A 24,288-nucleotide genomic window follows, 5' to 3' on the forward strand; every position below is an offset into this window, starting at 1 on the left:
TTCCTCGTCAGAACCACCAGCGGATGCCGGTCAGCACGCTCCAGCCGCCGGTTTCCTCGCCGGCGGCGCGCAGCAGCCGCCGGGTCTCGCCGAACGCGCGCCGGTACTGCACCCCGATGTAGGGCGCGAACTCGCGGCGGATGTCGTAGCGCAGCCGCAGCGCGGCCTCAGCTTCCGTCAGCCCCGAACCGAGCCTCAGCTCGGGCACGTCCTGGGCCGAGAAGTTGACCTCGACGTTGGGCTGCAGGATCAGCCGCTGGGTGATGCGCTGGTCGTAGCTGGCCTCGGCCCGGGCCATCAGCTCGCCCTTGTGCGAGAGGAACAGCGTTCCCTCGACATCGAAGAAGCTCGGCGCCAGCCCCTCGACGCCGACGACCGCGTAGGCGCGCGACGGGTCGGGCTCGAAGTCGTAGCGCAGACCCCCCTGCACGTTGAAGTAGGGGCCGATCGCGCGGCTGTAGAGTGCCTGGACCTCGGCCTGCTCGACGGGCCCGCCGAACGTGCCGTCGCCCTCGCTTTTCAGCCACAGGCGGTTGATGTCGCCACCGTACCAGGCCGCCGCATCCCATTCGAACCCGTCGCGCCCCTCGCGCAACTGGGCCTCGGCGACATTGAACATCACCTGGTAGAGCTTCTGCCCGCCGTGGAATTGCTGCAGGTGATGCCGCCCCATCTCCATCGCGTCGCTGCCGTAGACGGCGTCGGCGGCTGCTTCCGCCGGGATCGGCGGCGGAGGCGCGCTGCCCGCCGGGAGGTCGGTGCCGGACGGCCCGGCAGCGGCGCCGGGGGATTCAGCAGCCGGCATCGCATGGCCGGCGTGCGGATCGGCCGGCTGCGCGGGCTCTTCCGCGGGAGCGGCCATCGAGTGCCCCGCGTGCGGGTCCGCGGCCTGCGGCTCGGGACTTGCCGCCGGGGCCGGCATCGCGTGTCCGGCGTGAGGATCGTCTTCTTCCGCTGTCTCAGCGGGCGGTGCGCCCGTGTCATGGTCGGCGTGAGGATCGTCCGCGGACGGCGGTGGTTCCTGCTGCGGTGCCGGGGTCATGACATGGCCGGCGTGGGGATCCGGCTCCGCCGGGGCGCCGGGCTGGGCCGGCGCGGCGTGGCCTTCGTGCTGGGCGAGCGCGGGCGTGCCGAGGGCGAGGCCGGAGGCCCCGAGGGCCAGAGCGAAGAGACGCCGGCTCATTGACCGCCTCCCTGTCCGGCTTCGTCGCGGACCGTGACGACCCGCATCATGCCTGCGGTCATGTGATAGAGATTGTGGCAGTGAAACGCCCAGTCGCCGACCGCATCGGCGGTCAGGTCGAAAGTCATCTTGCCGCCCGGCGGCACGTTGACTGTATGCTTGCGCGGACCATGGGCGCCGTGGCCGGTCACGAGCTCGAAGAAATGCCCGTGGAGGTGGATCGGGTGCGGCATCATCGTGTCGTTGACCAGCGTCACCCGGACCCGCTCGTTGAGCCGGAACGGGATCGGCTCGGCCGGCTCGCTCAGCTTCACGCCGTCGAACGACCACATGTAGCGCTCCATGTTGCCGGTGAGGTGGATCTCGAGCGCGCGCGACGGCGCGCGCACGTCCGGGTTCCGCTCGAGCGCCATCAGGTCGCGGTAGACCAGCACCCGGTGGCCAAGGCCTTCGAGACCGACAGGCGGCTCGCCGGTGCGGTCGCTCGGCATGGGCGAGATCGACTGCACGCCCGGTCCGGGCTTGACCTGCGGGGCGTTGCTGAAGTCCCGCATATTGTGCTCCATCCCGGCAGCGCCGTGGTCCATCCCCCCCATCTCTCCAGTGGTCGCGGCAGGAGCCGCTTCGTGCCCCATCGCCGCGTGATCGGCCGCCGTCGGCGCAGCGGCTCCCTGACCCATCGCCGCGTGGTCGGCGGCTGCGGGCGGCGAGGCGCCATGCCCCATAGCGGCATGATCGACGCCGGTCGCCGGCGTGCCGGGGTGCCTCATGGCGGCATGATCGGCGGCAACCGCTGCGGCTACCGCGGTGGTCGCCGGGCCGGTCCAGCCGGTGGCCTTCCAGAGGTCGCGCGAGGCATTTTGCTCGGCCGACGGATCGACGCCGCGCACGGCGGCCGGATTGGGCGCGTTCGGCGCGTCCATGCCCGTGTGATCCATGCCGCCCATCCCCATGTCCTTCATGGTGAGCAGCGGGCGCGGCCGCAGCGGCGGGACGGGCGCCGACATGCCCTCGCGCGGGGCGAGCGTGGCGCGGCCGAGCCCGGAGCGGTCGATCGCTTCGCTGACGAACGTATAGGCGCGGTCGGCGGGCGTGACGATCACATCGTAGGTCTCGGCGACCCCAATCTGGAACTCGTCGACCACCACCGGGCGCACGTTCTGGCCGTCGGCTTGGACAACCGTCATCGCCAGGTCCGGGATGCGGACGTTGAAATTGGTCTGTGCCGAAGCGTTGATGATCCGCAGGCGCACCCGCTCGCCGGGCGTGAAGAGCGCGGTCCAGTTGTCGAACGGGCCGTAGCCGTTGACCGTGAAGTGGTAGGTCGAGCCGGTCACGTCCGAGATGTCGGTCGGGTCCATGCGCATCGCCGCCCATTGCTGGCGTTCCGACGCCGGCAGGTCGCGCCCGGCGAGAAGGCCCGACAGGGTCAGCCGCTGCGTGTTGAAGTAGCCGCCGCCCATCTGCTTGAGCTTGCGGTAGATCATGGCGCCGGTCATCCGGCTGTGGTCGGCGAGCACGATCACGTGCTCGCGGTCGTAGGCGACCGGATCTGCGCCGGCCGGGTCGATCACGATCGGCCCGTAGACGCCGTCCTGCTCCTGGTAGCCCGAGTGGCTGTGGTACCAGTAGGTGCCATTCTGGCGGACCGGGAACTCGTAGACGAAGGTTTCGCCCGGATTGATGCCGGGGAAGCTGACGCCCGGAACCCCGTCCATCGCGAACGGCACGAGGAGGCCGTGCCAGTGGATCGACGTCTGGGCGTCGTCGTGATGGCCGGCGGGAAGGGCGTTGGTCACCCGCAGCCGCACGTTCTGGCCTTCCCTGAGGCGCAGCAGCGGCCCCGGGACGGTCCCGTTGATGGCGACGGCGGGGCTGGTCTTCCCGTCCACCGTCACCGCCGCGTGACCGATCGACAGCGCGATGTCGGTGCCGCTGAGGACGGGAAGCGGGCGGGCGATGCCGGCCGAGACCGGCTGCGCCCATGACGGCATCGCGCTGGCAAGACCGGCGCCGCCACCGCAGATGGCCGCCGCGCGCAGGAACGCGCGCCGCTCGAGGGTGAGCGATTCAAACATGGATGATCCTTCGCTGGCCACGTGAACTGCCGAAGATTGGCGGGGCCGGACGAGCCCCGCCAACCCCGTTACGGCTCAGTGGTGCTGGTGCGCCGGCTGCGGCGTGCCCGCCGACCCGGAATGCTCAGCATGGGCACCGGCCCCGGCGGCTCCGCCGTGAGACGAATGGTCCATCTGCTCCATGTCCTTGCAGCAGCACTCCTTGCCCTCCGACTTCATCTTCTCGCAGCAGGCCATCGGCTTTGCCTCGGGCGCTTCCTGCGCATGAGCAATGGCGGGGAGTGCGATCGCCACGGCGACCGCAGTCAAAAACGTCTTCATTGTCCAACCTTTCGTGAAATCGTTCGAAATGATCGATTTCACGCGAGGCGCGGAGGCGGTGTCGGCAACTCGGCTAGATAGCTCGGCCCGCTCTCGGCGAGCGCTGTTCCGCTCGTGGAGCCGGCGAGCGGCGCCGGCTCGAGCGTGACCACCGGCGGCACCACGATGGCCGTGCACATGGCCGCGCAACAGACCTTGCCGCTCGAATGTCCCTTCTGGTCCGACTGCTTCTCGTGGCAGTCACCGCCCTGCATCATCTGCGCGTGATGGTCGGCCGGCGCTGTCGCCATCGCCGCACCGCCCTGGAGCGCCAAAGGCGCCCACAGCAGGGCTATGGCAGCGAGCGCTGCGAGAAACCGTCCGAGGGTCATGCGGGGCAGATTTGCGCTCATCGGCTGATTGGTTCAACCATACCTTTCGCTGATGGTTCCGGTTTCGTCACCACGTTTGGTCCGGCGGATCGACTCACTATATAGCCCCCGTACCATAGTACGGAGTCAAGCATGACAGCGATGACGATCTCGCAGCTGGCGAGGAGCGGCGACGTCGGCGTCGAGACCGTGCGCTACTATCAGCGCCGCGGCCTGCTCGCGGACCCCCGTCCGCAGAAGAGCCGAACGTCCGGCACCCGCCACTATGGCGAGGACGAGGCGCGCCGTTTGCGGTTCATCCGCTCGGCCCAGAACGCCGGCTTCACGCTCGAGGAGATCCGCGAGCTTCTTGACCTCGACAGCAACGGCGACCGCGCGCGGGCCCGCGAGATGGCGACGGCCCGGATCGAGGCGCTCGATGCGCGAATTGCCGAACTTCAGCGGGCGCGGCAGGCGCTCGCCTCGCTCGCCCGCGACTGCGCCGCCGCGAAGAAGGGGCCGTGCCCGATCATCGCCTCGTTCGAAGCGTGCTGAGCGGCCCCGGCTCGTTGCGGGCCAATGCCCGCGCTCACTCGCAGCTCGTAGACCGCAGGGCGCCATCACAGCCTCACGCTTCTAAGCCGTAGCGAATTGCCGATGACCGCCACCGAGCTGAACGCCATCGCCGCCCCAGCGATGATCGGGCTGAGCAGCAGCCCGAACCACGGATAGAGGATCCCGGCGGCGATCGGCACACCGGCGGCGTTGAACACAAACGAGAAGAAAAGGTTCTCGCGGATGTTGCGCATCACCGCGCGGCTGAGGCGCCGCGCGCGCACGATCCCGCCGAGGTCGCCCTTGACCAGCGTGACCGCAGCGCTCTCCATGGCCACGTCCGTTCCTGTTCCCATGGCGATGCCGACGTCGGCCGCGGCCAGCGCGGGCGCGTCGTTGATGCCGTCGCCCGCCATCGCCACGCGGCGGCCCTCGCCCCGCAGCTTTTCGACCATCGCCTGCTTCTGCTCGGGCAGGACTTCGGCGATGACCTCGTCGATGCCGCCGATCCGGCGGGCCACCGCATCGGCGGTCCGGCGATTGTCGCCGGTCATCATCACCAGGCGCACGCCGTCGCGGCGAAGCGCCTGCACCGCCTCGACCGCGGTGTCCTTGATGGGATCGGCCACGACCAGCAGGCCGGCGAGCTGCCCGTCGACCGCCACGAACATCACGCCTTGCCCCTCTGCCCGGAACTGGTCCGCCGCCTTCTCCAGCGCGCTTCCATCGACACCGACCATCTCGAGCAGCGCCCGGTTGCCGAGCGCGACGTCGCGCCCGCCAATCCTCCCGGTCACGCCCTTGCCGGTGTGGGACTGGAACTCGGCCGCCTGCGCGAGCTCGAGCCCCCGTTCCTCGGCGCCGGAGACGATGGCCGCCGCGAGCGGATGCTCGCTGCCCTTTTCGAGGGCCGCCGCAAGCCCGAGCACTTCTGCCTGGTCGAACCCCGATGCGGTGACGACCTCGACGAGCTTGGGCTTGCCAACCGTTAGCGTGCCGGTCTTGTCGACCACCAGCGTGTCGACCTTCTCCATCAGCTCGAGCGCCTCGGCGTTCTTGACCAGCACACCGGCGCCGGCGCCGCGCCCCGTGCCGACCATGATCGACATCGGCGTGGCGAGGCCGAGCGCGCAGGGACAGGCGATGATCAGCACGGCCACGGCGTTGACCAGCGCGTGGCTCAGCCGCGGCTCGGGGCCGACAAGCGCCCAAACGATGAAGGCGAGCACGGCGACCGCCACGACCGTCGGCACAAACCAGCCGGAAACCTTGTCGGCGAGCGCCTGGATCGGCGCCCGCGAGCGCTGGGCGTCGGCGACCATGCGGACGATCTGCGACAGCATCGTGTCGCGGCCGACGCGTTCCGCGCGCATCATGAGGCCGCCGGTGCCATTGACGGTGGCGCCGGTGATCCTGTCGCCGGGGGTCTTCTCGACCGGGACCGGCTCGCCGCTGATCATCGACTCGTCGACCGAGCTGCGGCCCTCGACGACCACGCCGTCCACGGGAACCTTCTCGCCCGGGCGTATGCGCAGCAGGTCGCCGACTTGGACGTGCTCGAGCGGGACGTCCTCCTCCGCGCCGTCCGCCGCGACCCGGCGCGCTGTCTTGGGCGCCAGCCCGAGCAGCGCGTGGATGGCCCTGCCAGTCGCGCTGCGCGCCCGCAGTTCGAGCACCTGGCCGAGCAGGACCAGCGTCACGATGACCGCTGCGGCTTCGAAGTAGACCGGCACCAGCCCGCCCATCGTCCGCAGCGATTCCGGGAAGATCCCGGGAGCGACCGCGGCGACGACGCTGTAGAGGTAGGCGACCCCGACGCCGAGGCCGATCAGGGTGAACATGTTCAGGTGGCGCGACCTGAGCGAGGCCCAGAAGCGCTCAAAGAACGGCCAGCCGCCCCACAGCACGACCGGCGTCGCGAGCGCGAGCTGGACCCACATCGACGCGCGCATCGGCAGGAGCTCGAGGCCGAACACCTCCGCGCCGAGCGTCAGCACGACCAGCGGAACCGCGAGCAGCGCGCTGCCCCAGAACCGCCGGGTCATGTCGATCAGCTCCGGATTGGGGCCTTCGTCGGCGACCGGCTCGAGCGGCTCGAGCGCCATCCCGCAGATCGGGCACGTGCCCGGCCCGTCCCGGCGAACCTCGGGATGCATCGGGCAGGTCCAGATGCTCCCCTCGGCAGCCTGCGGCAGCGCGCCGAGGGCCGGGTTTGTCACCGCCGGGTCATGCTCCGGCGGGTTCAGATAGCGGTCCGGGTCGGCTTTGAACTTGTCGAGGCAGCGTTCGCTGCAGAAGAAGTAGGCGTGGCCGCCGAGCTCATGCCGGTAGCGCGCGGTCTGCGGATCGACCGTCATGCCGCAGACGGGGTCGCGCATGACCGCGGCAGCCTCTCCGGCATGATGGTGGGAATGGTCGTGGTGCTGGCACTGGGACATCGGAAGGCTCCTGTCGCTTGGCGTGCATTTCGCAGTACGACTCGAGTTTACCTTCCGTACCGTGGTACGGAGTCAAGCGACGAGTGACACGCCCACGTCCCCGCGGGCGGCGATGCTGTCGAAGGCACAACGCCCGAGCGCCGGCCTGCTCCCGCTCGGAGCCGTATCCGATCCGCATCTATGGTTCGCCGATTCAATTCGATAAATATGGAAATGACTTGACGTGAGGGACCGGAACCCTCATTTCGATGAAAGTCAAAGAGAGGATCCCGCCAATGGACGCACAGTCGGCAGTCTCGGCCTTGGGAGCGCTGGCGCAGGAACACCGCCTCGCGTTGTTCCGGTTGCTGGTACAAGCGGGTGAGGACGGGATGCCGGCCGGCGCCATCGCCGACGCTTTGGGCGTCCCGAACTCGTCGCTGTCCTTCCATCTCGCGCAGCTGAGCAAGGCCGGGCTGGTGCTTCAGGAAAGGCGGCACCGCTCGATCATCTACCGGGCCGACTATGGCGCGATGAACGATCTTCTCGACTACCTGATGGAGAATTGCTGCGCTGGTGCCGATTGCGGCTCCACTCCCGGCTGCGCCGTCGAAAATCCTGAAACCCAACCCGAAAGGAAATCCGCATGAAGCGTCTGCACGTGCATGTCGGCGTCGAGGACCTCGACCGCTCGATGTCGTTCTATTCGACCCTGTTCGGCGCGCAGCCCGTCGTGGTGAAGAGCGACTACGCGAAGTGGATGCTCGACGATCCCCGCGTGAACTTTGCCATCTCGTCGGGCCAGCATGCCGCCAAGGGTATCGAGCATCTCGGCATCCAGGTCGAGAGCAACGACGAGCTCGCGGAGGTCTATGGCCGTCTCAAGGCGGCTGATGGTCCGGTGCTGGAGGAAGGCGCCACCACCTGCTGTTATGCGAAAGCCGAGAAGAGCTGGATCGCCGATCCCGACGGCGTGGTCTGGGAAGCCTTTTTCACCAACGGCGAGGCGACTGTATACGGTGACAGCCCTGCGCTCGGCGCGCTTTCCGGCAACGCCGCCGAGAACGCCTGCTGCGCCCCCGCCATGCCGGCACCGCAGGTGGCCTGCTGCAAATGAGCGTGACCATCTATCACAATCCCGCCTGCGGAACCTCGCGCAACACGCTGGCGCTGATCCGCGCCACCGGCTCCCAGCCGGAGGTGGTGCATTATCTCGAAACGCCGCCGAGCCGCGAGGAACTGGTCTCCTTGATAGAGGGCATGGGCATCGGCCCGCGCGACTTGCTGCGGCAGAAGGGCACCCCCTATGCCGAGCTGGGCCTCGACGATCCGGCGCTCACCGACGACCAGCTCGTTGACGCGATGATCGCGCACCCGGTCCTGATCAACCGACCGATCGTCGTGGGACCGAAGGGCGTCAAGCTCTGCCGCCCGTCCGAGGAGGTGCTGTCGATCCTCGACCGGCCGCTCGAGGCGGATTTCGTCAAGGAAGACGGCGAGGTGGTGCCCGCCAATGGCTGACCAGACTGTCGCGGCGAAGCCCGCCCTGACGACCTTCGAGCGCTATCTATCGCTTTGGGTGGCACTCTGCATCGGGGTCGGCGTCGCGCTCGGTGCGGCGCTCCCCGGCGTGTTCGCAGCCGTTGCCGCGGCGGAGGTGGCGCGGGTCAACCTCCCCGTCGCGCTGCTCGTCTGGTTGATGATCATTCCCATGCTGCTGAAGATCGACTTCGGTGCCCTCGGGAAGGTGCGCCAGCACATGCGCGGGGTGGGCGTCACCCTTTTCATCAACTGGGCGGTGAAGCCCTTCTCGATGGCGCTGCTCGGCACGGTGTTCATCGGCTGGCTCTTCCGGCCGCTGCTTCCGGCCGACCAGATCGAAAGCTACATCGCCGGCCTGATCCTGCTCGCCGCGGCGCCGTGCACGGCGATGGTGTTCGTCTGGTCCAATCTCTGCGAAGGCGAGCCCCATTACACGCTGAGCCAAGTCGCGCTGAACGACCTGATAATGGTCTTCGCCTTCGCGCCGCTGGTCGGCCTGCTCCTCGGCGTCGCCTCGATCACCGTGCCGTGGGACACGCTGCTGCTGTCGGTGCTGCTCTACATTGTCGTGCCGGTCATCGTTGCCCAGCTCATCCGCCGCCAACGCCTCCGCGCCGGCGGTCAGGCGGCGCTCGACGCCTTGCTCCGCCGCCTTAGTCCGGTGTCGCTTGTGGCGCTTCTCACCACGCTGGTGCTGCTGTTCGGCTTCCAGGGCGAGGCAATCCTCGCGCAGCCGCTCGTCATCGCGCTGCTGGCCGTGCCGATCTTGATCCAGGTCTATTTCAACGCCGGGCTCGCCTATTGGCTGAGCCGCCGGTTCGGAGTCGCCTGGTGTGTGGCCGCCCCCGCCGCGCTGATCGGCGCAAGCAACTTCTTTGAGTTGGCGGTCGCGGCCGCAATCAGCCTGTTCGGTCTGCAGTCGGGCGCAGCCCTCGCGACGGTTGTCGGCGTGCTGGTCGAGGTACCCGTGATGCTGTCAGTCGTCGCGGTCGTGAAGCGAACGCGCGGCTGGTACGAGCGCCAAGCCCCCATTTCTTCAACATGATCGCACTCCTCTGCGCGATCCAATGCGATCGAGCAGAGGAAAGGGGGCTGTTGCCCTGATCGAGCCCGCTGGGCGTCGATAGTCGACGCGCCGGACTCGCAATCAGGAGACAGTCCATGATCAAGACGATTCCGCTGAACAAGCTCGTTCGGTCGCCCCGCAATGTCCGCCGGCACGCCGACTGTGCCGCCGATGCCGAGCTGAAGGCCAGCATTGCCGCCCACGGCCTTCTGCAGAACCTCGTCGTGCGTCCTGCCGCGAAGGGCAGGTTCGAGGTCGAGGCCGGCGAGCGCCGTCGCCGTGCGATGCTTGCCCTTGTCGACGACAAGGTCCTGCCGCGCGGGCATGAGGTCACCTGCCTAGTCCTTGAGAACGACGACAGTGCCGTCGAAACCAGCCTCGCCGAGAATTTCCACCGCCTGGCGATGAACCCCGCCGACGAGGCGCAGGCTTTCGCGTCGCTCGTGGAAAGCGGGGTTTCCGTCGAGGATGTCGCTCGCCGCTTCGGGCTCACCGTACGCTTCGTCGAGGGTCGCTTGCGCCTCGCCCAGCTTGCGCCTGTCGTCTTCGAAGCGCTCGCGGCCGGCGAGATTACGCTCGACATCGCCAAGGCCTTCGGCGCCACGTCCGATCAGGAGATTCAGGCCCGCGTCTTCGAGCAGGCCTCCTCGGGCTACTACGCGCCGAGCCCGGACAGCATTCGCCGAATGGTGCTCTCGGGCACCGTGCGGGGCAGCGATCCGCGCGCCCGGCTCGTCGGCCGCGATGCCTATGTTGCGGCCGGCGGCCGCATCGAACGCGAGCTGTTTGACGATGACGACAGCGAGTCCTGGGTCGATGTGGCGCTTCTGGAAAGTCTCGCCCAGGCACAGATGGAAGAGCAGGCCAAGGCGATTGCCGCGGAGCAGGGCCTCGCCTGGGTCCGGCCAACGCTCGACTCCTACGCGAGCCACGACCTCGTCGACGAACTGGTCCGGCTTCCCGCCGAACCGGCGCCGCTGACCGAGGCCGAACTTGCCCGCCTCGAGGCGCTTGACGCCTCCTGGGACGAGCACGCGGCGATCGTCGAGGACGAGGACAGCGCCGAGGAAGCCGTGGCCGCGGCCGAAGCGGCGATCGAAGCGATCGAGCGCGAGTGCCAGGAGCTTCGCAACCGCCCCCCTGTGCTCGCGCCCGAGCTCAAGGCCGAGGCAGGCATGATCCTCACGCTCTCGCGCGACGGCACGCCGGTGCTCCAGCCGGTCTTCTATGGCGAACGCCACGTCGCCGCCGGAGCCGAGGATGAGGGCATCGAGATCGTTCCGGCTGACGCAGGCGAAGGCAAGCGCCGTTCGGCTCTGTCAAAGCGGCTCGTCGACGAGCTCGCCATGCAGCGCCGCGACATCCTGTCGCTGCACATCGCCTCCGACCCTGGCCTGGCGCTCGACCTGCTGGTCTTCTCGCTCGCCGATGCCGACACGCACGACTGGCGTTCGCGCGCGTCGACCACCTTGCGCGGCGGGGTGCCGGCCGGGCCCATCGTCGGCTTCGAGGCCAAGGATGCCCCGGCGAGCGCGGCTCTGGCCGAGCTCAAGGCCGGGCTCGACGAGAGCTGGCGGGCCGGCAAGGACGTGTCGGCGCGGTTCGACCATTTCCGGGCGCTGTCCGATGAATCCCGCGCCGCCTGGCTTGGCTTCGTCGTCGCGCGCACGCTCGAGGCCAGCCTCAACATGGCTGGCGAGAGGCGGATCGCATTCCAGGACCATCTCGGCTGTCTCATCGGCATCGACACGGCCCAATGGTGGCGTCCGACCGCGGCCAATTACTTCGATCGGGTGTCGAAGCAGGTGATCCTCGACGCGCTCGCCGACGTCGGCGGCACGGAGCTTTCCTCCCGCTTCGCATCGGTCAAGAAAGCCGACCTCGCGATGAGCGCCGAGCGCGTTTTCGCCGGAACCTACATCACCGAGGTCGAAGTCCGCGAGCGCGCGCTCGCCTGGGTGCCCGAGGTCATGCGCTTCGCGAGCCCTCTGCCGGACGAGCCCGAACAGGCATCCTCGCCCGGGAACGAGGCCGATGGCGCGCCCGCCGACGGCTTGAGCGACGGGCAGGAGGACCCGCGCGAGCTGGCTGCCTGACCTCCTCCTGACAGGCACGCCGCTCGTTCCGGTGAAGCGGTCCCCTGCCTCCGGGCAGGGGGCCGCTTCCTTCCTGGGCAGAGAGCGGAGCGGGCTTTGCGGCTTGCGGCCTCGCGTGGCGATCACGCCCGCGGGCCGGATCAGGAGACGCATCATGGCCTTTCGCAAGACCGACCGCGCCGGGCAGTCGCCCGCTGCGCGCATCACTCAGGAAATCGTTGCGCGGCTCGAAGCCGGCACCAGACCGTGGATCAAGCCCTGGCGCGGCGTAGCCGTTTCGCGTCCATTGCGCGCCTGCGGCACGCCTTATCGCGGCATGAACGTGTTCTGGCTGTGGATGGTCGCCGACATGTGCGGCTACACCTCGCCGTTCTGGATGACCTACAACCAGGCGCAGAAGCTCGGGGGCCAGGTGCGCAAGGGCGCGAAGTCCACCATCGCAATCTTCTACAAGAGCTACACCAAGGAAGTTGAAGCGGGCGAGCCCGGGGAAACCGCCGAAGAATCCCGGCGCGTCCTCAAGGCCTATCCCGTGTTCAACGCCGACCAGGTCGACGGCCTTCCCGAACGATTCCATCCCGCCGCCGCGCTGGAGCTGGTCGAGCCTGCCGGGAGGGAGCAGGAGCTTGACGCTTTCTTTGCCCGCATTCCGGCCGTGCTTCGCCACCAGGGCGACGAGGCCTATTACGAGCCGATCGCGGACCGCATCACCATGCCGCCTGCGCAGCTCTTTGGCGGCTTCGACCACTATTATGCGACGCTCGCGCACGAGCTGTCGCACTGGACCGGCCATGCCAGCCGCCTCGACCGCGATCTCAAGAACCGGTTCGGCACCGCGGCCTACGCCGCCGAAGAGCTGGTCGCCTTATCTGGACAGTCTGCACCGCATGGCACTTTGCAGTAGGATGTGGTGATGGACGCCGACGGTAGGCAGTTATCAGGCTGGCCGTAGCGCTGACCCAAGAGCTGGCGGAGGCCAGCCTGATAACTGACGGGCCATAGGGCGCAACGGTGCGAGGTCAGCTTCCGGGTGGGGGGTCCGGGGGGAGGGTTTCGCGCTGATGTCGATCATCTCTGTCTGCGAGCGTCGCGAGGCCAAGGGTCTCGATGCGCATGTGCCGCTGATCTTGCGCGACGACGCGCTTTACGATCCCGATCTGGATCGCTTCTTTCTCGACCTGCCGCTGTCGGGCGTCCGCTCGCGGCACTCGCTTCGCGCCTGTGCCTACGATGTCGCGGTCTGGCTTCGCTTTCTCGATGCCTTTGGCAAGACCGTGTGGACTGCGACCCGCGACGATGTGGTCGCCTATCATCGTGAGCGACGCCGCGACGAGGCTGATAACCGGATCACGGCGGCAAGCTGGAACCGGGCCGTCGCCAGTCTCGATCGCCTCTACCGCTGGGGCGAGCAGCAAGGGCTGATCGCCGAGGCGCCGTTCAGCCGCCGTGCCGTGTGGCGACCGGCGCAGGGCGGCCGTCGCGGCATGATCGCGGCGCGCAACGACGCCTATGAACGTGTCGCGAGGCGGTCGGATGTTCGGTTCGTCCCGATGGACGACTACCGCATTTTCCGTGAGGTCGGCCTGCGCGGTCTCGCCCCTGACGGCACCGAGCGCCCTGGCGCGCGCGATCGGAACGGGCTGCGCAACGCGCTGTTCGCCGATCTTCTCGTCACCACCGGCCTGCGCCTCGAAGAGGCGTCGTGCCTGCTCGCTGCCGAGCTCACGGCGATCGACCGCGAAGACGGTGATGGACAACAACTTTGGCTGCCTCTCCCGCCGCCGCTCACCAAGGGCGACCGAGGACGCAGCGTTCTGGTCCCGCGCCGGCTGCTTCGTCAGATCGCCGCCTATGTCGCCGTCGAACGGGCCGCAGGCGTTGCCAAGTTTGCCGCGCGCGATGGCGCGGCCAGTTTTGAGCGACCGATCCCTGTCACTCGCGCCGGTCTCGACCGCATGCGGGATATCTGCACCCCGGAGGAACGATGCCGCCTGATCCTGTGTGATGAGGATGGAACGCTCCGGGAGCCGGCGGCGCTATGGCTGACCGAGGTCGGGCAACCTGTCCGTCCCAACTCGTGGGAGGTGATCTTCACTCGGGCCTGCAAGCGGTGCGCGGAGAACGGTTTTCCGCTGTCGATCAGCCCGCACCAGCTTCGCCACACCTTCGCAGTCCATATGCTCGCGTTGCTGATCCAGCAGCGACTACGCGAAGCCGCATTGCCGGCGGGGGCGGTAGAGAGCTACCGGCTGATCTTGGGCGACCCGCTGCAACAGGTGCAACGCCTGCTCGGCCACGCGAGCCTTACGACCACCTATATCTACCTCGACCATATCGCGACCCGCGCCGATACGGTCGACGCAGCCGTAGAGGAGCTACTCGCGCTGCTGCCGGGACCGCAGGGCGCATGAGCGGGCGTCCCCGCAGGGGCCGGCCTGTCGCTTTCGCTCCGATCACCCCGGAGGCTGTGCAGCCCGATCCGGTGCTCGGCCTCAAGTTCACCATCGAGGCGCGGCATGGCGGGACCGTCCTGGTCGATATGACCGGGCTCGAGCCTCGTCCGCTCGCCATTGCCTTTGCCGGCGCGCTCCATCGGTCAGCGGCACTCGGCGGATCAATCGGTGCGGCCAGCGTCATCAAGCAGTATCTCCAGGTCTATCGTCACTTCTTCGCCTGGCTTGCCGACGAAGCGCCGAAGGTGGCCGGCATCAGTGATCTCCACGCGGCCCATATCGATGGTTTTTCCTCCACGCTCGAGCGACTCGGGAAGAGCGCGATCCACCGGCACATAATCGTGGGCAAGGTGATCAACACATTGCGCATGATGGAGGCAGATCGGCCCGACCGGATCGCGCCCGACCTGCATGAGCGGCTTCGTTACACGTTGGCCACTTCGGCAGGTCGCTCGACCCCGCGCGATGCCTACAGTCCGTTCGTCGCTCGCGCACTGCGCGACGCCGCAAGGGCCGATATCGAAGCGATGTTCCGCCGTTTCGGCGCCGATGACGACCACACCGATGAGGGCGATCCGATCATCGCCAGGGCGCGCGCTGAAGTCGAAGCGGTCATCGCGCGGCAGGGCTTTATCGTCGCAGACCATCCCGCGCTGAAGAGCCTCTATTTCATGCGCGCACGGCGCGGCCTGCCGATCAGCACGCTGGTCGATGACCTGCATCGCCGCCATCATCTTCACGTCACCGATATCCCCCCATTGTTCGTGCTACTTTCGCTCGATACTGGCCTGGAGCCCGAGTGCTTGAAGGCGTTGACGGTTGATTGCCTGGCCAACCCATCCGCTGGCACTGTCGAGTTGCGTTACCTGAAGCGACGCGCCCGCGCTGCCGAGCACAAGAGTATGCGCGTGCGCGACGGCGGCATCGGCACGCCAGGTGGCCTTATCCGCCGGCTGATCGAGGTCACGGCAGTTGCGCGCCAACATCTGTCCGCTGATTGTCTCTGGGTCTACCACAACGCTGGCGGGCTGCACGCCGGTATTCGTCATCCGCGCGAACGTCTCGATGCGTGGGTGGCTCGGCACCGGATTGTCGATGACGACGGCAAGCCGCTCTACCTTCTGCTTTCCCGCCTTCGCAAGACCCACAAGGCGCTGTGGTACACCAAGACCGAAGGGCATATGGCTCGGTTCGCGGTCGGGCATAGCCGTGAGGTCGCCGCGCGCCATTACGCGGATCTACCCTCGCTCCGGCCCCTGCACGAGGCCGCGGTCGCCGATGCCTTCCGCGAGGCGGTCGCCGCTGCGATGCCGACCATACTCCCGCCCACTGCGGAGCAGGCACTGCGCGAAGGGCCCGAACAGGCCGCGCCGCTGATGCCGCCAGATACGGTCGATCCGCTGCTCGACGGCGAACAGGATGTCTGGCTCGCCGCTTGTGCGGGCTTCCATCGCAGTCCCTTCGCCGAGGTTGGTTCGCCCTGTTCTCAGCCTTTCTGGGGGTGTCTCCATTGCCCCAACGCTGTCATCACCGCGCGCAAGCTGCCCGCGATCCTGGCCTTCCTCGCATTCGTCGAAGATCAACGGCAGGGCCTGCCTGGTTCTGACTGGATGGCCAAGTTCGGGCAGGTTCATGCCCGGATAGTCAACCAGATTCTGCCAGCATTTTCCGATGCGGTCGTCGCCGAAGCGCGGCTGCGCGCAACCGACGAGCATCTCTATCTCCCGCCCGAGACGCGCGCATGACGGCCCCCGCCTATGTCCCGGCGCTCGCGTTCGATGATCGGCCCGTGTTGACGATTGTGCCGCTCAAGCCGGGCCATTCCCGTGAGGCACTGTCGCGTGTCGGTGACCCGAGCTGGGATCTTGGACCCGCTGTTTTCCGCGAGAACGCCCGGCGCTGCCATGTCACCGTGCATTTCGACGTGCTTGAACATGCCGATGTGCAGGCGACGATGCGCGCCTATCTCTATGCCCGTCTCAACGTCGATCTCCCCGGCTACCGTCCGAAGCTATTGCCCGCCTGTATCCGGCAAGCGTTCAATCGGGCGCGGCGCTTCTTCGGTTTTGCGCGCGGACGACTGGGTGTGCTCGACCTTAGCCGCATCGATCCCGCGCTGATCGATGCTTATGCCCGCCATCTGCGTGATGATCCCGCAAGGAGGCCCGTCATCGTTGGCCACCTTCTCGAGGTGATCATCGATCTATACCATTACCGCGACCATCTTCCCGGTGGCGGCCTGTCGTTTGAGCCTTGGGAAGGACGGGCTCCTGCGCGCGTCGCTGGCTATCGGCATGTCCGGGAGAACCGCACACCGCGTATGCCCGAGGGGATCATCACCCCGCTGCTGGCCTGGTCGCTGCGCTATGTCACCGTCTTCGCGCAGGATATTTTCGCGGCCCGGCGTGAGCTTGATCGCCTCGAAGCCCAACGTGACCGCTGGTTTGCTGCCGAACGGGGACTGGCACACGCCGAGCGTCGTCAACGGCAGCGGATGCGATTGCAGCGCTATTTCCGGTCGCGCGCGCGGCAAGGCCGAGGCGTACCGGTCTGGGTAAGCCCACCCAACGGATCTGCCTCCATCGATCCGGCCAGCGGGACGACCATGCCAGTCGTCAACGTGCAGCTTCTCCATCTCCACGTCGGGGTCGACGCCGCCGCAGAACCGGCGATGCACCTTACTCTCGCTGGCGGTGCTTCCGATCTCATTGAAGCTGCCATCGCGGATATGGGCGTCGAACCTGGCGGTATGGATACGCCGATCTCGATTGATCCCGATCGTGGTTTACCATGGCGGCCCCGTTTCGATGCCAAGTCCCTTATCCTCGAAGAGCGCATGCTGCAGGCGGCAGCCTATGTGGTCTGCGCTTATCTGACCGGGATGCGCGATTGCGAGGTGCAGGCGATGCGTCGGGGATGCCTGACCCTCAAGCGGAGTGAGGATGGCGTCGTGTCACGGCACCGCGTGCGTTCCACCGCCTACAAGGGCAAGGGTAGCGGGGGAGCGCCGGCCGAGTGGGTGACCATTGCTCCTGTCGCTGATGCGATCAGTGTGCTCGAGCTATTGTGCAAGCGTGCGGCCGACGCTCGCGGCCTTGATACACTCTGGCCCGTGCTGTCACTGACGCGGAGCCGCAAGTCGCACGTTTCCGCGGAGATCGTCCGTCAGATCAACGCCTACCGTGACCATCTCAACACGCTGTTCGGTTCGGACGAGGCGCCCGCTATTCCGCCAGGACCGGACGGCAAGCCCTGGCGGATTACGACCCGCCAGTTTCGCCGCACCATTGCATGGCATATCGCCAACCGCCCCTTCGGAACGGTGGCTGGCATGATCCAGTACAAGCATGCCTCCGTTGCCGCCTTCGAGGGCTACGCAGGAAGCAGCGCCTCCGGGTTCCGCGCCGAGGTGGAGACGCAGCGCGGACTCGGCCAGCTCGACGACTTGCTCGATTATTTCGACAGGCGGCGAGGTGGGGCCTCCCTTTCCGGACCAGCGGGCCGGCGCATCGAGCGCGTCCTCGATGAGACGGCCACGCAACTCAGCCCATTGCCAGCGATGATCGCCGACCGGTCCCGTCTGCGCACCATGCTCGCCAGCCTTGCCCGCACCCTGCATGTCGGCACGCTGGCCGATTGCTTCTTCGATCCGGCAACAGCCTTGTGCCTCAAGCGTGCGACAGATTCCTCGGCGAACCGGCCGTTGACAGCACTTTGCGAACCGACCCGCTGTCCGAACGCCTGCATCGCCGAACGTCACCGGCCCATCTGGGAGCGGAGCGCCACCGAGGCGCGGATGTTGCTGCGCGAGAAGCGCCTGCCTGGATTGCAACGAGCAGCGCTCCAGCACGAGGTTGACCGGATCGAGGGCGTGCTGGCCCAGATCGCGCCTGAAGGCGCGACGCCGCCCTTTCGGGCGGCGGTAGAGGGAGAGGAGGGCCTGGAGATGGGGTGACGGGATGAGGAGCGGGAGAGGCCTGCTTCGCCCGTCGTGGAGATCGAACATGTCCCGCTCATCAGCGCCGGCCGAGCGCGCCGACGTTTATACCCGCATCACCACCGAGATCATTGCCGCCATCGAGGCGGGCGCGGGCACCTGGCGCATGCCCTGGCATCATGATGGCGCCGCCGTCACGCGGCCCGAGAACTTCTCATCCCATAAGCGCTACCGGGGCGTGAACGTGCTCGCGTTGTGGGCGGCCGCACAGGTGAGCGGCTATGCCAGCGGCCTGTGGGGCACCTATCGGCAGTGGCAGGCGGTCGACGCCCAGGTTCGCAAGGGCGAACGCGGCACGACAGTCGTTTTCTGGAAGCAGGCTGCGTCCAACGTCGATCAAGACCATGACGATGGCGATCAGCGGCCCGGTCGTATGTTCGCTCGCGCTTTCACCGTGTTCAACCTCGCGCAGGTCGAAGGTTATGAGCCTGCGCCGGTCACCCTATTGCCGGAGACCGAACGCCTCGCCCATGCCGAAGCATTCGTCGCGGCGCTGAACATTCCGATCACCGAAGGCGCCTACGATGCCCATTATCGCATCGATCTCGACCAGATCTTCATGCCGCCTTTCTCGGCGTTTCACGATGCAGCCGCTCACATGGGCACCCTGCTGCACGAGTCCGGCCACGCCACAGGGGCAAAGCATCGGCTCGACCGCAACTTCCAGGACCGGTTCAAGCGCGATTGGCTGCCGATCGAAGAAGCCTGCGCCGAACTCACCGCATCGTTCGTCCTGGCGGACCTCGGCATTGCCCATCATCCGCGCCCCGATCACGCCGCCTATGTGGCATCGTGGCTCAGTGCTCTGAAGAAAGATCCACGGGCGATCTTCACCGCCGCCAGCAAGGCCCAGCAAGCCGCCGACTGGATGTGGGCGCAGCAGCCCCAGCGCGAGGAGTTGGCAGCATGACCAGCACCTCCGCTCGACCCCCAAAAATTCAAATTAGGGCTGGACTGTCAGGATATGTCGCCAGAGCTCTCGAGCGCGATGCTCGGCGCCGAGCTGGGCTTGCCGGTCGCCCATCTCGACAACCACGCAAGCTACATCGACCACTGGCTCAAGCTGCTGCGCGATGACGACCGCGCCATCCTGACCGCGGCCGCCAAGGCGGAGGAAGCTTCCTCGTTGCTGCTGAAGCTCGGTGGACGTGAGCTTGCCGACGCGATCGACGATGCGAGCGCTGCCGCGATGGCGGCCTGAGGAGGGTGTTATGGGCCGATCGGTCAGTTACCCTTCGGGGAGCCTTGTCGCCTTCACCGTGCTCGAGGTCGAGAACGAGAACGACTGGGATTTCGAGTACGAATGGCTCCGGGATGACGTCGTCGAGCGGGCGATGCGCCTCTTTCCCTCGCTGCAGCCGCAGGACGGCTGGCGCGGCCGCGAGGAGCGGATCCTCGCTCGCAACGCCTTCGCCGACTTCGGCATCTCGATCTACTGCGGCCTCGTCGCGATCTGGATGGTCGAGCGCGACGACGGCTCGTACTGGGACGCCGACTCCTGCACAGCGCGCTCTCCCAGGTCGCGGCGCTGGCTTGCACAGATCGCGCCAAGGTTCGACGCCGAGTTCGGCGACTATGACTGCCTCGGGCACATGTCGAACGGCGAGGGCATCTATCGCAAGCGCGCGGCCTGATCTTCCCGACAGCTTCGCGGCAGACGCTTCCATCCTCCTCCTGAACTGGTCCAGCGGGCTCGCCGCTTGCGGCCCGTGCGCCTTGGCGAGAGAGGCCCTGGGCCAGCCGGCGGCCCCCGCAACCCGGCTTCGGCGGGCCCGTGTTGGCGCGGCCTCGGCCAGCGCCTGCCCGCGCCAGCCGGCCGAAGCGGGTTTCCCTTGCGGTGCGGGGCGCCGCCTTGGCGCTGGCCCTGACGGGCTCTCGCTGGCGCAGTCCGCGATGGCGGCGCCGGCGTCACGCCAGTCAGGAGGAAACGCTCATGCACACGTCATTCGCCGACCAGCTCGCCGGCCTCGATCTCGCCGGCTTCTCGATCGGTCCAGCTCCCGTATCGAGCACCGACTTTCCCGAACGCGAGGCCGTGGTCCAGACGCTCGACGCGATCTGGTCGGATCTCTTTGCGCTGTTCGCCGGCACAGCGCTGGAAGCCGACGCCGAGGATCTCGGCTGGGCCTTCGTCAACCTCTTCCACCGCTCCGCAGCTCGCAAGGCGACGGCGCTCGACCGCGCGACCGACGAGGTGCGCGCGCTCCTCGCCACGGCCGACGGGTCCGAGGTGCACACCCACGAACTCGAGACCCAAATCGAACGCGCACAATGCGCCGAAGGCGCGATGCTGGCGCTCGAGGAGATGCGCGAGGTCGCTGCGGCGCTCTACCTCAACGAGTTCGGCAATTCATGGAAACCCGTATCGAGCTCGCGCTTCAACCATGGCGCGATGCTCACCTCCGCGCTCGTCGAAGGGCGCGACTTTCTGCGCGCTCGCGCCGAGGCGAAACGCCGCGCGGCGATGCCCGACGGCACTCCGGTCATCTTCGCCGGCGGGCGTACACGTCATGCGACCGACGAGGAGGCGCTCACCTTTGCCAACAATATCTGGGCAACGCTCGACAAGGTCCGCGACCGGGTGCCCGACATGGTGCTGGTCCACGGCGGCGACACCAAGGGCGCCGACCGCCTGGCGTCGTCCTGGGCCGAGCGCCGGGAGGTGCCGCAGGTCACCTTCTCGCTCGACATGCGGCTTGGCGCCCGCGCGGGTTTCAAGCGCAACGAGCGCATGCTCTCGCTCGATCCGCGCTACGTCGTCGCCTTTCCCGGCAACGGCGTCCTTGAGCGCCTGGTGATCGAGGCCAAGGCGCGCCGGATCACTGTCGTCGACCGGCGCGGCCCCCTTGGCACCAGCCCCAAGGCCCCGGCAAGCGGCAGCGAATGATCGCTGCACGCGTTCGCGCCAGCGCCCTTCCGGCGCTGGCGTTTCGCTCCTCAGAGGGGAGATGGCCCTTGTGCGGCGGGCCGGGCGGAGACACCGTCCGGCCACTCGTCATGGGTTGGGGACGGTCGACCGGACCTAGTCATAAGCGGCCGCAGGGTGCGTCCAATGGGATATGCAGGCGTACCCCACTATCCGCCGCGATCGGGCCCCGACCGGCGCCCCCGCCGAGATGCCTAGCTGACTGGCCGTCATCACCCCCTCCGGAGGGGGCGACGACCGCTCACAGGAGATTGGCAAAAAAGGTGCGCCCAGTCGGACGATCGCCGCCCGGAATCCCGCCGTCTTCAGCCCATGCCGAAAAACCGCGACCGCGGCCCGTGTCCCGAGAGGGGAGACCGCGCCTGCGGCAGCGGGCGCGGGAACCGACCCCGCGCCCCTTGCAGCACAGGGAGAATTGTCATGACCGATATCCAGGCCGCGATGGTCGACTTCGCCGCTCGCCAGGCCGAGCGCGCAGCGCAGGCGGACACCCGCCTGCAGCACCTTAAGCAGGCGCTCATTCCGCAGCTCCGGCAGGCCGGGATCGACACCGTCGAGATCCGCTTCGACGGCTACGGCGACAGCGGTGCGATCGAGGAGATCGAGTGCCGCGACGCTGCGGGACAGGCGCTCGCGTGTCCCGAAATGTTCGTCGCCATAGTTCCTGACGGCGATGCCGCGGCGGCGGGTGAGCCCAAACAGGAAACCCTCAATGGCGCGCTTGAATCGCTCGGCTATCTCGCGCTCGAGCGTCACCATCCGGGCTGGGAAATCAACGACGGCGCCAGCGGAGCGTTGATGATCGATGTCGGGACCGCAACCTTCATGCTCGAATGTAGCCTGCGGTACACCGGCTACGAAGAACACTCGACCGAGCTCTAGGAGAAGGCAAATGGCGCATTGCTATTATCACGCCTTGTCCTCGGTTCGGAAATGGGGCGGCGCCGTCGACGACTACCTGCCGCTCCACCAGTGGTTCGACCAGTCGAAGGCCATCCTCGCCGATCCCCGGCACCGCGCGCTGCGGCATCACGCCGAGGGCATTTTCATGCTCGAATCCCTGTTCGGCGCGACCATCGTCAATGCCGACGGCCGTACTGTTCCGGTCCGGCTGGTCGGCGAGCAGCACGTTCGCGAGGACCTCGGCTTCATTCCCTCGTTTGCGGACTGGGCGCGGCTCATCGCGCCAGAGGCCTGGATGCTGCGAGGCAACCCCCTCGACGAGCCCGCAAGGGGCGCGGCGGGGAACGCCGGTGCTGCTGGCGATGAAGTTTTCGTCCGGTCCCGCGCTGGAGACGACCAGCCGGTCCGCATCGCAATCTGAACCGGCTCCGCCGTTGGGGAAGGGAACGGCGAAGGCGAGGCCGATGGCAGCGGGTTGGGTCTGGCTCCTCCCGATCGTCCGGGCACCATTCCGGCTCTCGCGCGAACCTTCCCTTGAATCGGCTCCTGGCCGCCGCAACCCGAAACAGGTCCGGCCGTGTTGCCGGGCTTGCGCCCGGCTGCCCGCACCACCCGAACCGGTTTCAGGTTCCCCGTCCGGCGCATGGGCGCCTCCCGGTGCGACAGCCCGGTGGCCGCTTCTTCCCTTGGTTCGCAGCCGGGATGGACCCGGACCTGCGGATCAGGAGAAGAACCATGACCAATCTCGTTATCCTCGTCGGCCGCATCGCTCGCGATCCCGAATCCCGCACCACCCAGGGCGGAACCACCGTCACCTCGATCTCGGTCGTGACCGACCGGCCGGCCCGCAAGGACGGCAAGACCTACAAGGACGAGAACGGCTACACCGCCAAGGACAGCGAGTTCCACCGCGTGACCTGCTTCAACGGGCTCGGGCAGAACGTCGCCAAGTACTGCACCAAGGGCCAACTGGTGACGGTCGAGGGCCGCATCCACTACACCTCGTGGGAGGACAAGGACGGGGTCAAGCGCTACGGCTGCGAGATCATCGCCGACAAGGTCGACTTCCTCTCGAAGGGCCGTTCGGGCAGCAACGAGGGCGCGCCCGAAATCGACGAGGACTGAGCCAGCCTCTCCACGACAAGGCCCCGGCGGCACGCGCCGTCGGGGCCTTTTCTTTTGTGCCTGGGTCAAATGCGGCGGCGCGGGGCATCGAGCCCGCGCCGCCGCGGCAAGGTTCAGGCGGGGGCGAGACGCTTCAGCGTCTCGTCGATCCCGAGGGTCATCGACTGGCGGATCAGCTGCCTGAGGTCGCCCGGCTCGAGCGTTTCGGCGCCGCATTCGATGAGGAGCCTGCCGAGCTCGGCCGCCGCTTCCTCGCGGAGCCTGGCTTCCCTTGCATCGAGCTCCTCGCGCTGCTCGCGCAGCTTCCTGAGCGCATCCCGAGCGCTCGGTTTGGACCTGGCCATTCGCATGTTCCTTTCGCTGGCCGTTGGTCCCCTCCGAGCTGGAATCTGCCATCACGAAGGCGTGTAGGAAAACGGTTTTTGCGGGCGGCGTCGCGCGGAACCGGAGAGGTTGGAGAGGTCTCTCTCGCGAGTAGTCCGAGGGTGATGCGGCCGACAAGCCGCGTCAAGGACGACGGGGCCCCACCATTTTGCCGCAGCAGGGATGAATCCCTGCTCCGACAAAATCGTTGCCCCCATCGCCGCTTCCGCGGCCGCGTGTTCCACGCGGTCCCTGACCCGGCCCGCCGCCCGCCTCCGCGTGAGCTCCTGATGCGACGCATCGAACATCAGGAGGATAGCCATGCATGTTTCATCGAACGCCGATCTTGGAGGTTTGAATGCCGACCGCGCGGCCTTCATGGCCGCGCTGGATCAGGCCCATGCCCGGTCCTTTCACAGCTACTTCACGCAGTACGTTCTGGTCGACGAGGATGCCGGCTACGTCACGGTCGACGAAGGCGATTACAACGCCTTGCCCAAGGCGCTGCTGGACCGCGTCATCGAGGCCGTGCCAAGCAAGCTGAGCGACGAATTCTGATCCGGTCACGCACGGAGGAAGCCCGCCCGGGCTTCCTCCTTTCTTTTTGCTCGGTTCCCTAATCCAGGCTGTTCGAGGGCGCTCTATCGAAGGAGCTTTCCCCCGTTCGGCCGTCGGAATTCGGCTGGCTTGAGCGTTCCAGCCTGTCGGGCATTTCGAGCAGCTTGAGGGCCGCTGCCGAGATGGCCTCGGACTCGCTCGGGAACGCTTCGGCCGAGCTGACGGCAGTCCCATCGGCATAGGTGATCGTCGCCTGGAAGCCGTTGCCCTTGGGCGTTGCCGACAGGGTTACGCTCGACATTCGCGTGCTCCGCTGGCCCCGGTCCTTGCGCGCAGATTATGTCCTGTGGGCCGC

At 67.5% G+C, this 24,288-nt stretch carries 25 protein-coding genes; 18 read left to right on the top strand and 7 right to left on the bottom strand.

All coding sequences use genetic code 11. The features are described 5' to 3' along the window. Nucleotides 1–7: 7 nt before the first annotated feature. From G432_RS22180 to G432_RS14945, 4 genes are all read right to left on the bottom strand, one after another. The gene (locus G432_RS22180; RefSeq protein ID WP_015459649.1) at nt 8–1,183 is read right to left on the bottom strand and encodes a copper resistance protein B; all 1,176 of its coding nucleotides are present in this window, start codon (nt 1,181–1,183) and stop codon (nt 8–10) included. Continuing rightward, nucleotides 1,180–3,261: a copper resistance system multicopper oxidase gene (locus G432_RS14935; protein WP_015459650.1), complete on the bottom strand. Its 2,082-nt coding sequence runs from the start codon at nt 3,259–3,261 to the stop codon at nt 1,180–1,182. Before G432_RS14935 ends, G432_RS22180 begins: the two co-directional genes overlap by 4 nt. A 75-nt stretch (nt 3,262–3,336) precedes the next feature. Then, a complete protein-coding gene (locus tag G432_RS14940) occupies nt 3,337–3,624 on the bottom strand; it encodes a hypothetical protein (protein ID WP_144062063.1) in 288 nt (95 codons plus the stop codon). Next, complete coding sequence (locus G432_RS14945) at nt 3,621–3,974, bottom strand: hypothetical protein (protein ID WP_015459652.1); 354 nt, start codon at nt 3,972–3,974, stop codon at nt 3,621–3,623. Before G432_RS14945 ends, G432_RS14940 begins: the two co-directional genes overlap by 4 nt. A gap of 111 nt (nt 3,975–4,085) precedes the next feature. Between G432_RS14945 and G432_RS14950 the strand changes: the two genes are divergently transcribed. Beyond that, on the top strand, nt 4,086–4,487 hold the full coding sequence (locus tag G432_RS14950; protein ID WP_015459653.1) for a MerR family transcriptional regulator: 402 nt from the start codon (nt 4,086–4,088) through the stop codon (nt 4,485–4,487). 65 nt (nt 4,488–4,552) lie between these two features. Here the strand turns inward: G432_RS14950 and G432_RS14955 are convergent, their stop codons facing one another. Continuing rightward, the gene (locus G432_RS14955; protein ID WP_015459654.1) at nt 4,553–6,925 is read right to left on the bottom strand and encodes a heavy metal translocating P-type ATPase; all 2,373 of its coding nucleotides are present in this window, start codon (nt 6,923–6,925) and stop codon (nt 4,553–4,555) included. Nucleotides 6,926–7,200: 275 nt separating this feature from the next. Here G432_RS14955 and G432_RS14960 point away from each other — a divergent pair, with 275 nt between their 5' ends. The 16 genes from G432_RS14960 (at nt 7,201) to G432_RS15035 (ending at nt 23,012) form a co-directional block, all read left to right on the top strand. Beyond that, on the top strand, nt 7,201–7,554 hold the full coding sequence (locus G432_RS14960) for an ArsR/SmtB family transcription factor (RefSeq protein WP_015459655.1): 354 nt from the start codon (nt 7,201–7,203) through the stop codon (nt 7,552–7,554). Beyond that, complete coding sequence (locus G432_RS14965) at nt 7,551–8,021, top strand: ArsI/CadI family heavy metal resistance metalloenzyme (RefSeq protein ID WP_015459656.1); 471 nt, start codon at nt 7,551–7,553, stop codon at nt 8,019–8,021. Before G432_RS14960 ends, G432_RS14965 begins: the two co-directional genes overlap by 4 nt. Further along, a complete protein-coding gene (gene arsC, locus G432_RS14970; protein ID WP_015459657.1) occupies nt 8,018–8,425 on the top strand; it encodes an arsenate reductase (glutaredoxin) in 408 nt (135 codons plus the stop codon). Before G432_RS14965 ends, arsC begins: the two co-directional genes overlap by 4 nt. Then, nucleotides 8,418–9,491 (top strand): ACR3 family arsenite efflux transporter, encoded by a 1,074-nt coding sequence (arsB, locus tag G432_RS14975; RefSeq protein WP_015459658.1) that lies wholly within the window; start codon nt 8,418–8,420, stop codon nt 9,489–9,491. Before arsC ends, arsB begins: the two co-directional genes overlap by 8 nt. A gap of 116 nt (nt 9,492–9,607) precedes the next feature. Next, nucleotides 9,608–11,608 carry a ParB/RepB/Spo0J family partition protein gene (locus tag G432_RS14980; RefSeq protein ID WP_015459659.1) on the top strand — a complete coding sequence of 667 codons (2,001 nt, stop codon included), beginning with the start codon at nt 9,608–9,610 and terminating at the stop codon, nt 11,606–11,608. Nucleotides 11,609–11,762: 154 nt separating this feature from the next. Further along, complete coding sequence (locus G432_RS14985) at nt 11,763–12,512, top strand: ArdC family protein (protein ID WP_015459660.1); 750 nt, start codon at nt 11,763–11,765, stop codon at nt 12,510–12,512. A gap of 157 nt (nt 12,513–12,669) precedes the next feature. Beyond that, a complete protein-coding gene (locus G432_RS14990) occupies nt 12,670–14,019 on the top strand; it encodes a tyrosine-type recombinase/integrase (protein WP_015449377.1) in 1,350 nt (449 codons plus the stop codon). Then, entirely contained in the window at nt 14,016–15,806 is a 1,791-nt protein-coding gene (locus tag G432_RS14995) for a hypothetical protein (protein WP_037465845.1), read from the top strand. Before G432_RS14990 ends, G432_RS14995 begins: the two co-directional genes overlap by 4 nt. Next, entirely contained in the window at nt 15,803–18,016 is a 2,214-nt protein-coding gene (locus tag G432_RS15000; protein ID WP_015449375.1) for a phage integrase, read from the top strand. Before G432_RS14995 ends, G432_RS15000 begins: the two co-directional genes overlap by 4 nt. A gap of 49 nt (nt 18,017–18,065) precedes the next feature. Beyond that, entirely contained in the window at nt 18,066–18,968 is a 903-nt protein-coding gene (locus G432_RS15005; RefSeq protein ID WP_015449374.1) for an ArdC family protein, read from the top strand. A 54-nt stretch (nt 18,969–19,022) separates the two neighbouring features. Then, nucleotides 19,023–19,259, top strand: a complete 237-nt coding sequence (locus G432_RS15010; RefSeq protein WP_187294004.1) for a zincin-like metallopeptidase domain-containing protein — start codon at nt 19,023–19,025, stop codon at nt 19,257–19,259. 10 nt (nt 19,260–19,269) lie between these two features. After that, nucleotides 19,270–19,692 carry a hypothetical protein gene (locus tag G432_RS15015; protein ID WP_015459662.1) on the top strand — a complete coding sequence of 141 codons (423 nt, stop codon included), beginning with the start codon at nt 19,270–19,272 and terminating at the stop codon, nt 19,690–19,692. 299 nt (nt 19,693–19,991) lie between these two features. Beyond that, a complete protein-coding gene (locus G432_RS15020; RefSeq protein ID WP_015459663.1) occupies nt 19,992–20,945 on the top strand; it encodes a DUF2493 domain-containing protein in 954 nt (317 codons plus the stop codon). 459 nt (nt 20,946–21,404) lie between these two features. Next, nucleotides 21,405–21,866, top strand: coding sequence for a DUF6878 family protein (locus G432_RS15025; protein WP_015459664.1), 462 nt, complete (start codon nt 21,405–21,407; stop codon nt 21,864–21,866). Between the two features lie 10 nt (nt 21,867–21,876). Further along, nucleotides 21,877–22,308, top strand: coding sequence for a DUF6915 family protein (locus G432_RS15030; RefSeq protein ID WP_015459665.1), 432 nt, complete (start codon nt 21,877–21,879; stop codon nt 22,306–22,308). A 314-nt stretch (nt 22,309–22,622) separates the two neighbouring features. Then, entirely contained in the window at nt 22,623–23,012 is a 390-nt protein-coding gene (locus tag G432_RS15035) for a single-stranded DNA-binding protein (protein ID WP_015459666.1), read from the top strand. Between the two features lie 113 nt (nt 23,013–23,125). On the opposite strand, the gene G432_RS15040 is transcribed toward G432_RS15035, so the two are convergent. Next, nucleotides 23,126–23,356 (bottom strand): DUF6437 family protein, encoded by a 231-nt coding sequence (locus G432_RS15040; RefSeq protein ID WP_015459667.1) that lies wholly within the window; start codon nt 23,354–23,356, stop codon nt 23,126–23,128. A 340-nt stretch (nt 23,357–23,696) separates the two neighbouring features. On the opposite strand from G432_RS15040, the gene G432_RS15050 reads away from it, so the two are divergent. After that, nucleotides 23,697–23,933, top strand: a complete 237-nt coding sequence (locus G432_RS15050) for a hypothetical protein (protein ID WP_015459669.1) — start codon at nt 23,697–23,699, stop codon at nt 23,931–23,933. 58 nt (nt 23,934–23,991) lie between these two features. Here the strand turns inward: G432_RS15050 and G432_RS15055 are convergent, their stop codons facing one another. Beyond that, nucleotides 23,992–24,234: a hypothetical protein gene (locus G432_RS15055; protein ID WP_015459670.1), complete on the bottom strand. Its 243-nt coding sequence runs from the start codon at nt 24,232–24,234 to the stop codon at nt 23,992–23,994. Between the last annotated feature and the right edge of the window lie 54 nt (nt 24,235–24,288).

This window comes from Sphingomonas sp. MM-1 (assembly GCF_000347675.2).
Classification (GTDB): domain Bacteria; phylum Pseudomonadota; class Alphaproteobacteria; order Sphingomonadales; family Sphingomonadaceae; genus Sphingomonas_E; species Sphingomonas_E fennica.

What these genes read in the sequence shown, in the direction of transcription:
- G432_RS14955 (WP_015459654.1), bottom strand. Translation starts at nt 6,925, where the DNA reads ATGTCCCAGTGCCAGCACCACGACCATTCCCACCATCATGCCGGAGAG.
- G432_RS15055 (WP_015459670.1), bottom strand. Translation starts at nt 24,234, where the DNA reads ATGTCGAGCGTAACCCTGTCGGCAACGCCCAAGGGCAACGGCTTCCAG.
- G432_RS14950 (WP_015459653.1), top strand. Translation starts at nt 4,086, where the DNA reads ATGACAGCGATGACGATCTCGCAGCTGGCGAGGAGCGGCGACGTCGGC.
- G432_RS15040 (WP_015459667.1), bottom strand. Translation starts at nt 23,356, where the DNA reads ATGGCCAGGTCCAAACCGAGCGCTCGGGATGCGCTCAGGAAGCTGCGC.
- G432_RS15020 (WP_015459663.1), top strand. Translation starts at nt 19,992, where the DNA reads ATGCACACGTCATTCGCCGACCAGCTCGCCGGCCTCGATCTCGCCGGC.
- G432_RS14990 (WP_015449377.1), top strand. Translation starts at nt 12,670, where the DNA reads ATGTCGATCATCTCTGTCTGCGAGCGTCGCGAGGCCAAGGGTCTCGAT.
- G432_RS15005 (WP_015449374.1), top strand. Translation starts at nt 18,066, where the DNA reads ATGTCCCGCTCATCAGCGCCGGCCGAGCGCGCCGACGTTTATACCCGC.
- G432_RS15015 (WP_015459662.1), top strand. Translation starts at nt 19,270, where the DNA reads ATGGGCCGATCGGTCAGTTACCCTTCGGGGAGCCTTGTCGCCTTCACC.
- G432_RS15025 (WP_015459664.1), top strand. Translation starts at nt 21,405, where the DNA reads ATGACCGATATCCAGGCCGCGATGGTCGACTTCGCCGCTCGCCAGGCC.
- arsB (WP_015459658.1), top strand. Translation starts at nt 8,418, where the DNA reads ATGGCTGACCAGACTGTCGCGGCGAAGCCCGCCCTGACGACCTTCGAG.
- G432_RS14980 (WP_015459659.1), top strand. Translation starts at nt 9,608, where the DNA reads ATGATCAAGACGATTCCGCTGAACAAGCTCGTTCGGTCGCCCCGCAAT.
- G432_RS15010 (WP_187294004.1), top strand. Translation starts at nt 19,023, where the DNA reads ATGTCGCCAGAGCTCTCGAGCGCGATGCTCGGCGCCGAGCTGGGCTTG.
- G432_RS14985 (WP_015459660.1), top strand. Translation starts at nt 11,763, where the DNA reads ATGGCCTTTCGCAAGACCGACCGCGCCGGGCAGTCGCCCGCTGCGCGC.
- G432_RS14995 (WP_037465845.1), top strand. Translation starts at nt 14,016, where the DNA reads ATGAGCGGGCGTCCCCGCAGGGGCCGGCCTGTCGCTTTCGCTCCGATC.
- G432_RS14945 (WP_015459652.1), bottom strand. Translation starts at nt 3,974, where the DNA reads ATGAGCGCAAATCTGCCCCGCATGACCCTCGGACGGTTTCTCGCAGCG.
- G432_RS15000 (WP_015449375.1), top strand. Translation starts at nt 15,803, where the DNA reads ATGACGGCCCCCGCCTATGTCCCGGCGCTCGCGTTCGATGATCGGCCC.
- arsC (WP_015459657.1), top strand. Translation starts at nt 8,018, where the DNA reads ATGAGCGTGACCATCTATCACAATCCCGCCTGCGGAACCTCGCGCAAC.
- G432_RS15050 (WP_015459669.1), top strand. Translation starts at nt 23,697, where the DNA reads ATGCATGTTTCATCGAACGCCGATCTTGGAGGTTTGAATGCCGACCGC.
- G432_RS22180 (WP_015459649.1), bottom strand. Translation starts at nt 1,183, where the DNA reads ATGAGCCGGCGTCTCTTCGCTCTGGCCCTCGGGGCCTCCGGCCTCGCC.
- G432_RS14935 (WP_015459650.1), bottom strand. Translation starts at nt 3,261, where the DNA reads ATGTTTGAATCGCTCACCCTCGAGCGGCGCGCGTTCCTGCGCGCGGCG.
- G432_RS14965 (WP_015459656.1), top strand. Translation starts at nt 7,551, where the DNA reads ATGAAGCGTCTGCACGTGCATGTCGGCGTCGAGGACCTCGACCGCTCG.
- G432_RS15035 (WP_015459666.1), top strand. Translation starts at nt 22,623, where the DNA reads ATGACCAATCTCGTTATCCTCGTCGGCCGCATCGCTCGCGATCCCGAA.
- G432_RS15030 (WP_015459665.1), top strand. Translation starts at nt 21,877, where the DNA reads ATGGCGCATTGCTATTATCACGCCTTGTCCTCGGTTCGGAAATGGGGC.
- G432_RS14960 (WP_015459655.1), top strand. Translation starts at nt 7,201, where the DNA reads ATGGACGCACAGTCGGCAGTCTCGGCCTTGGGAGCGCTGGCGCAGGAA.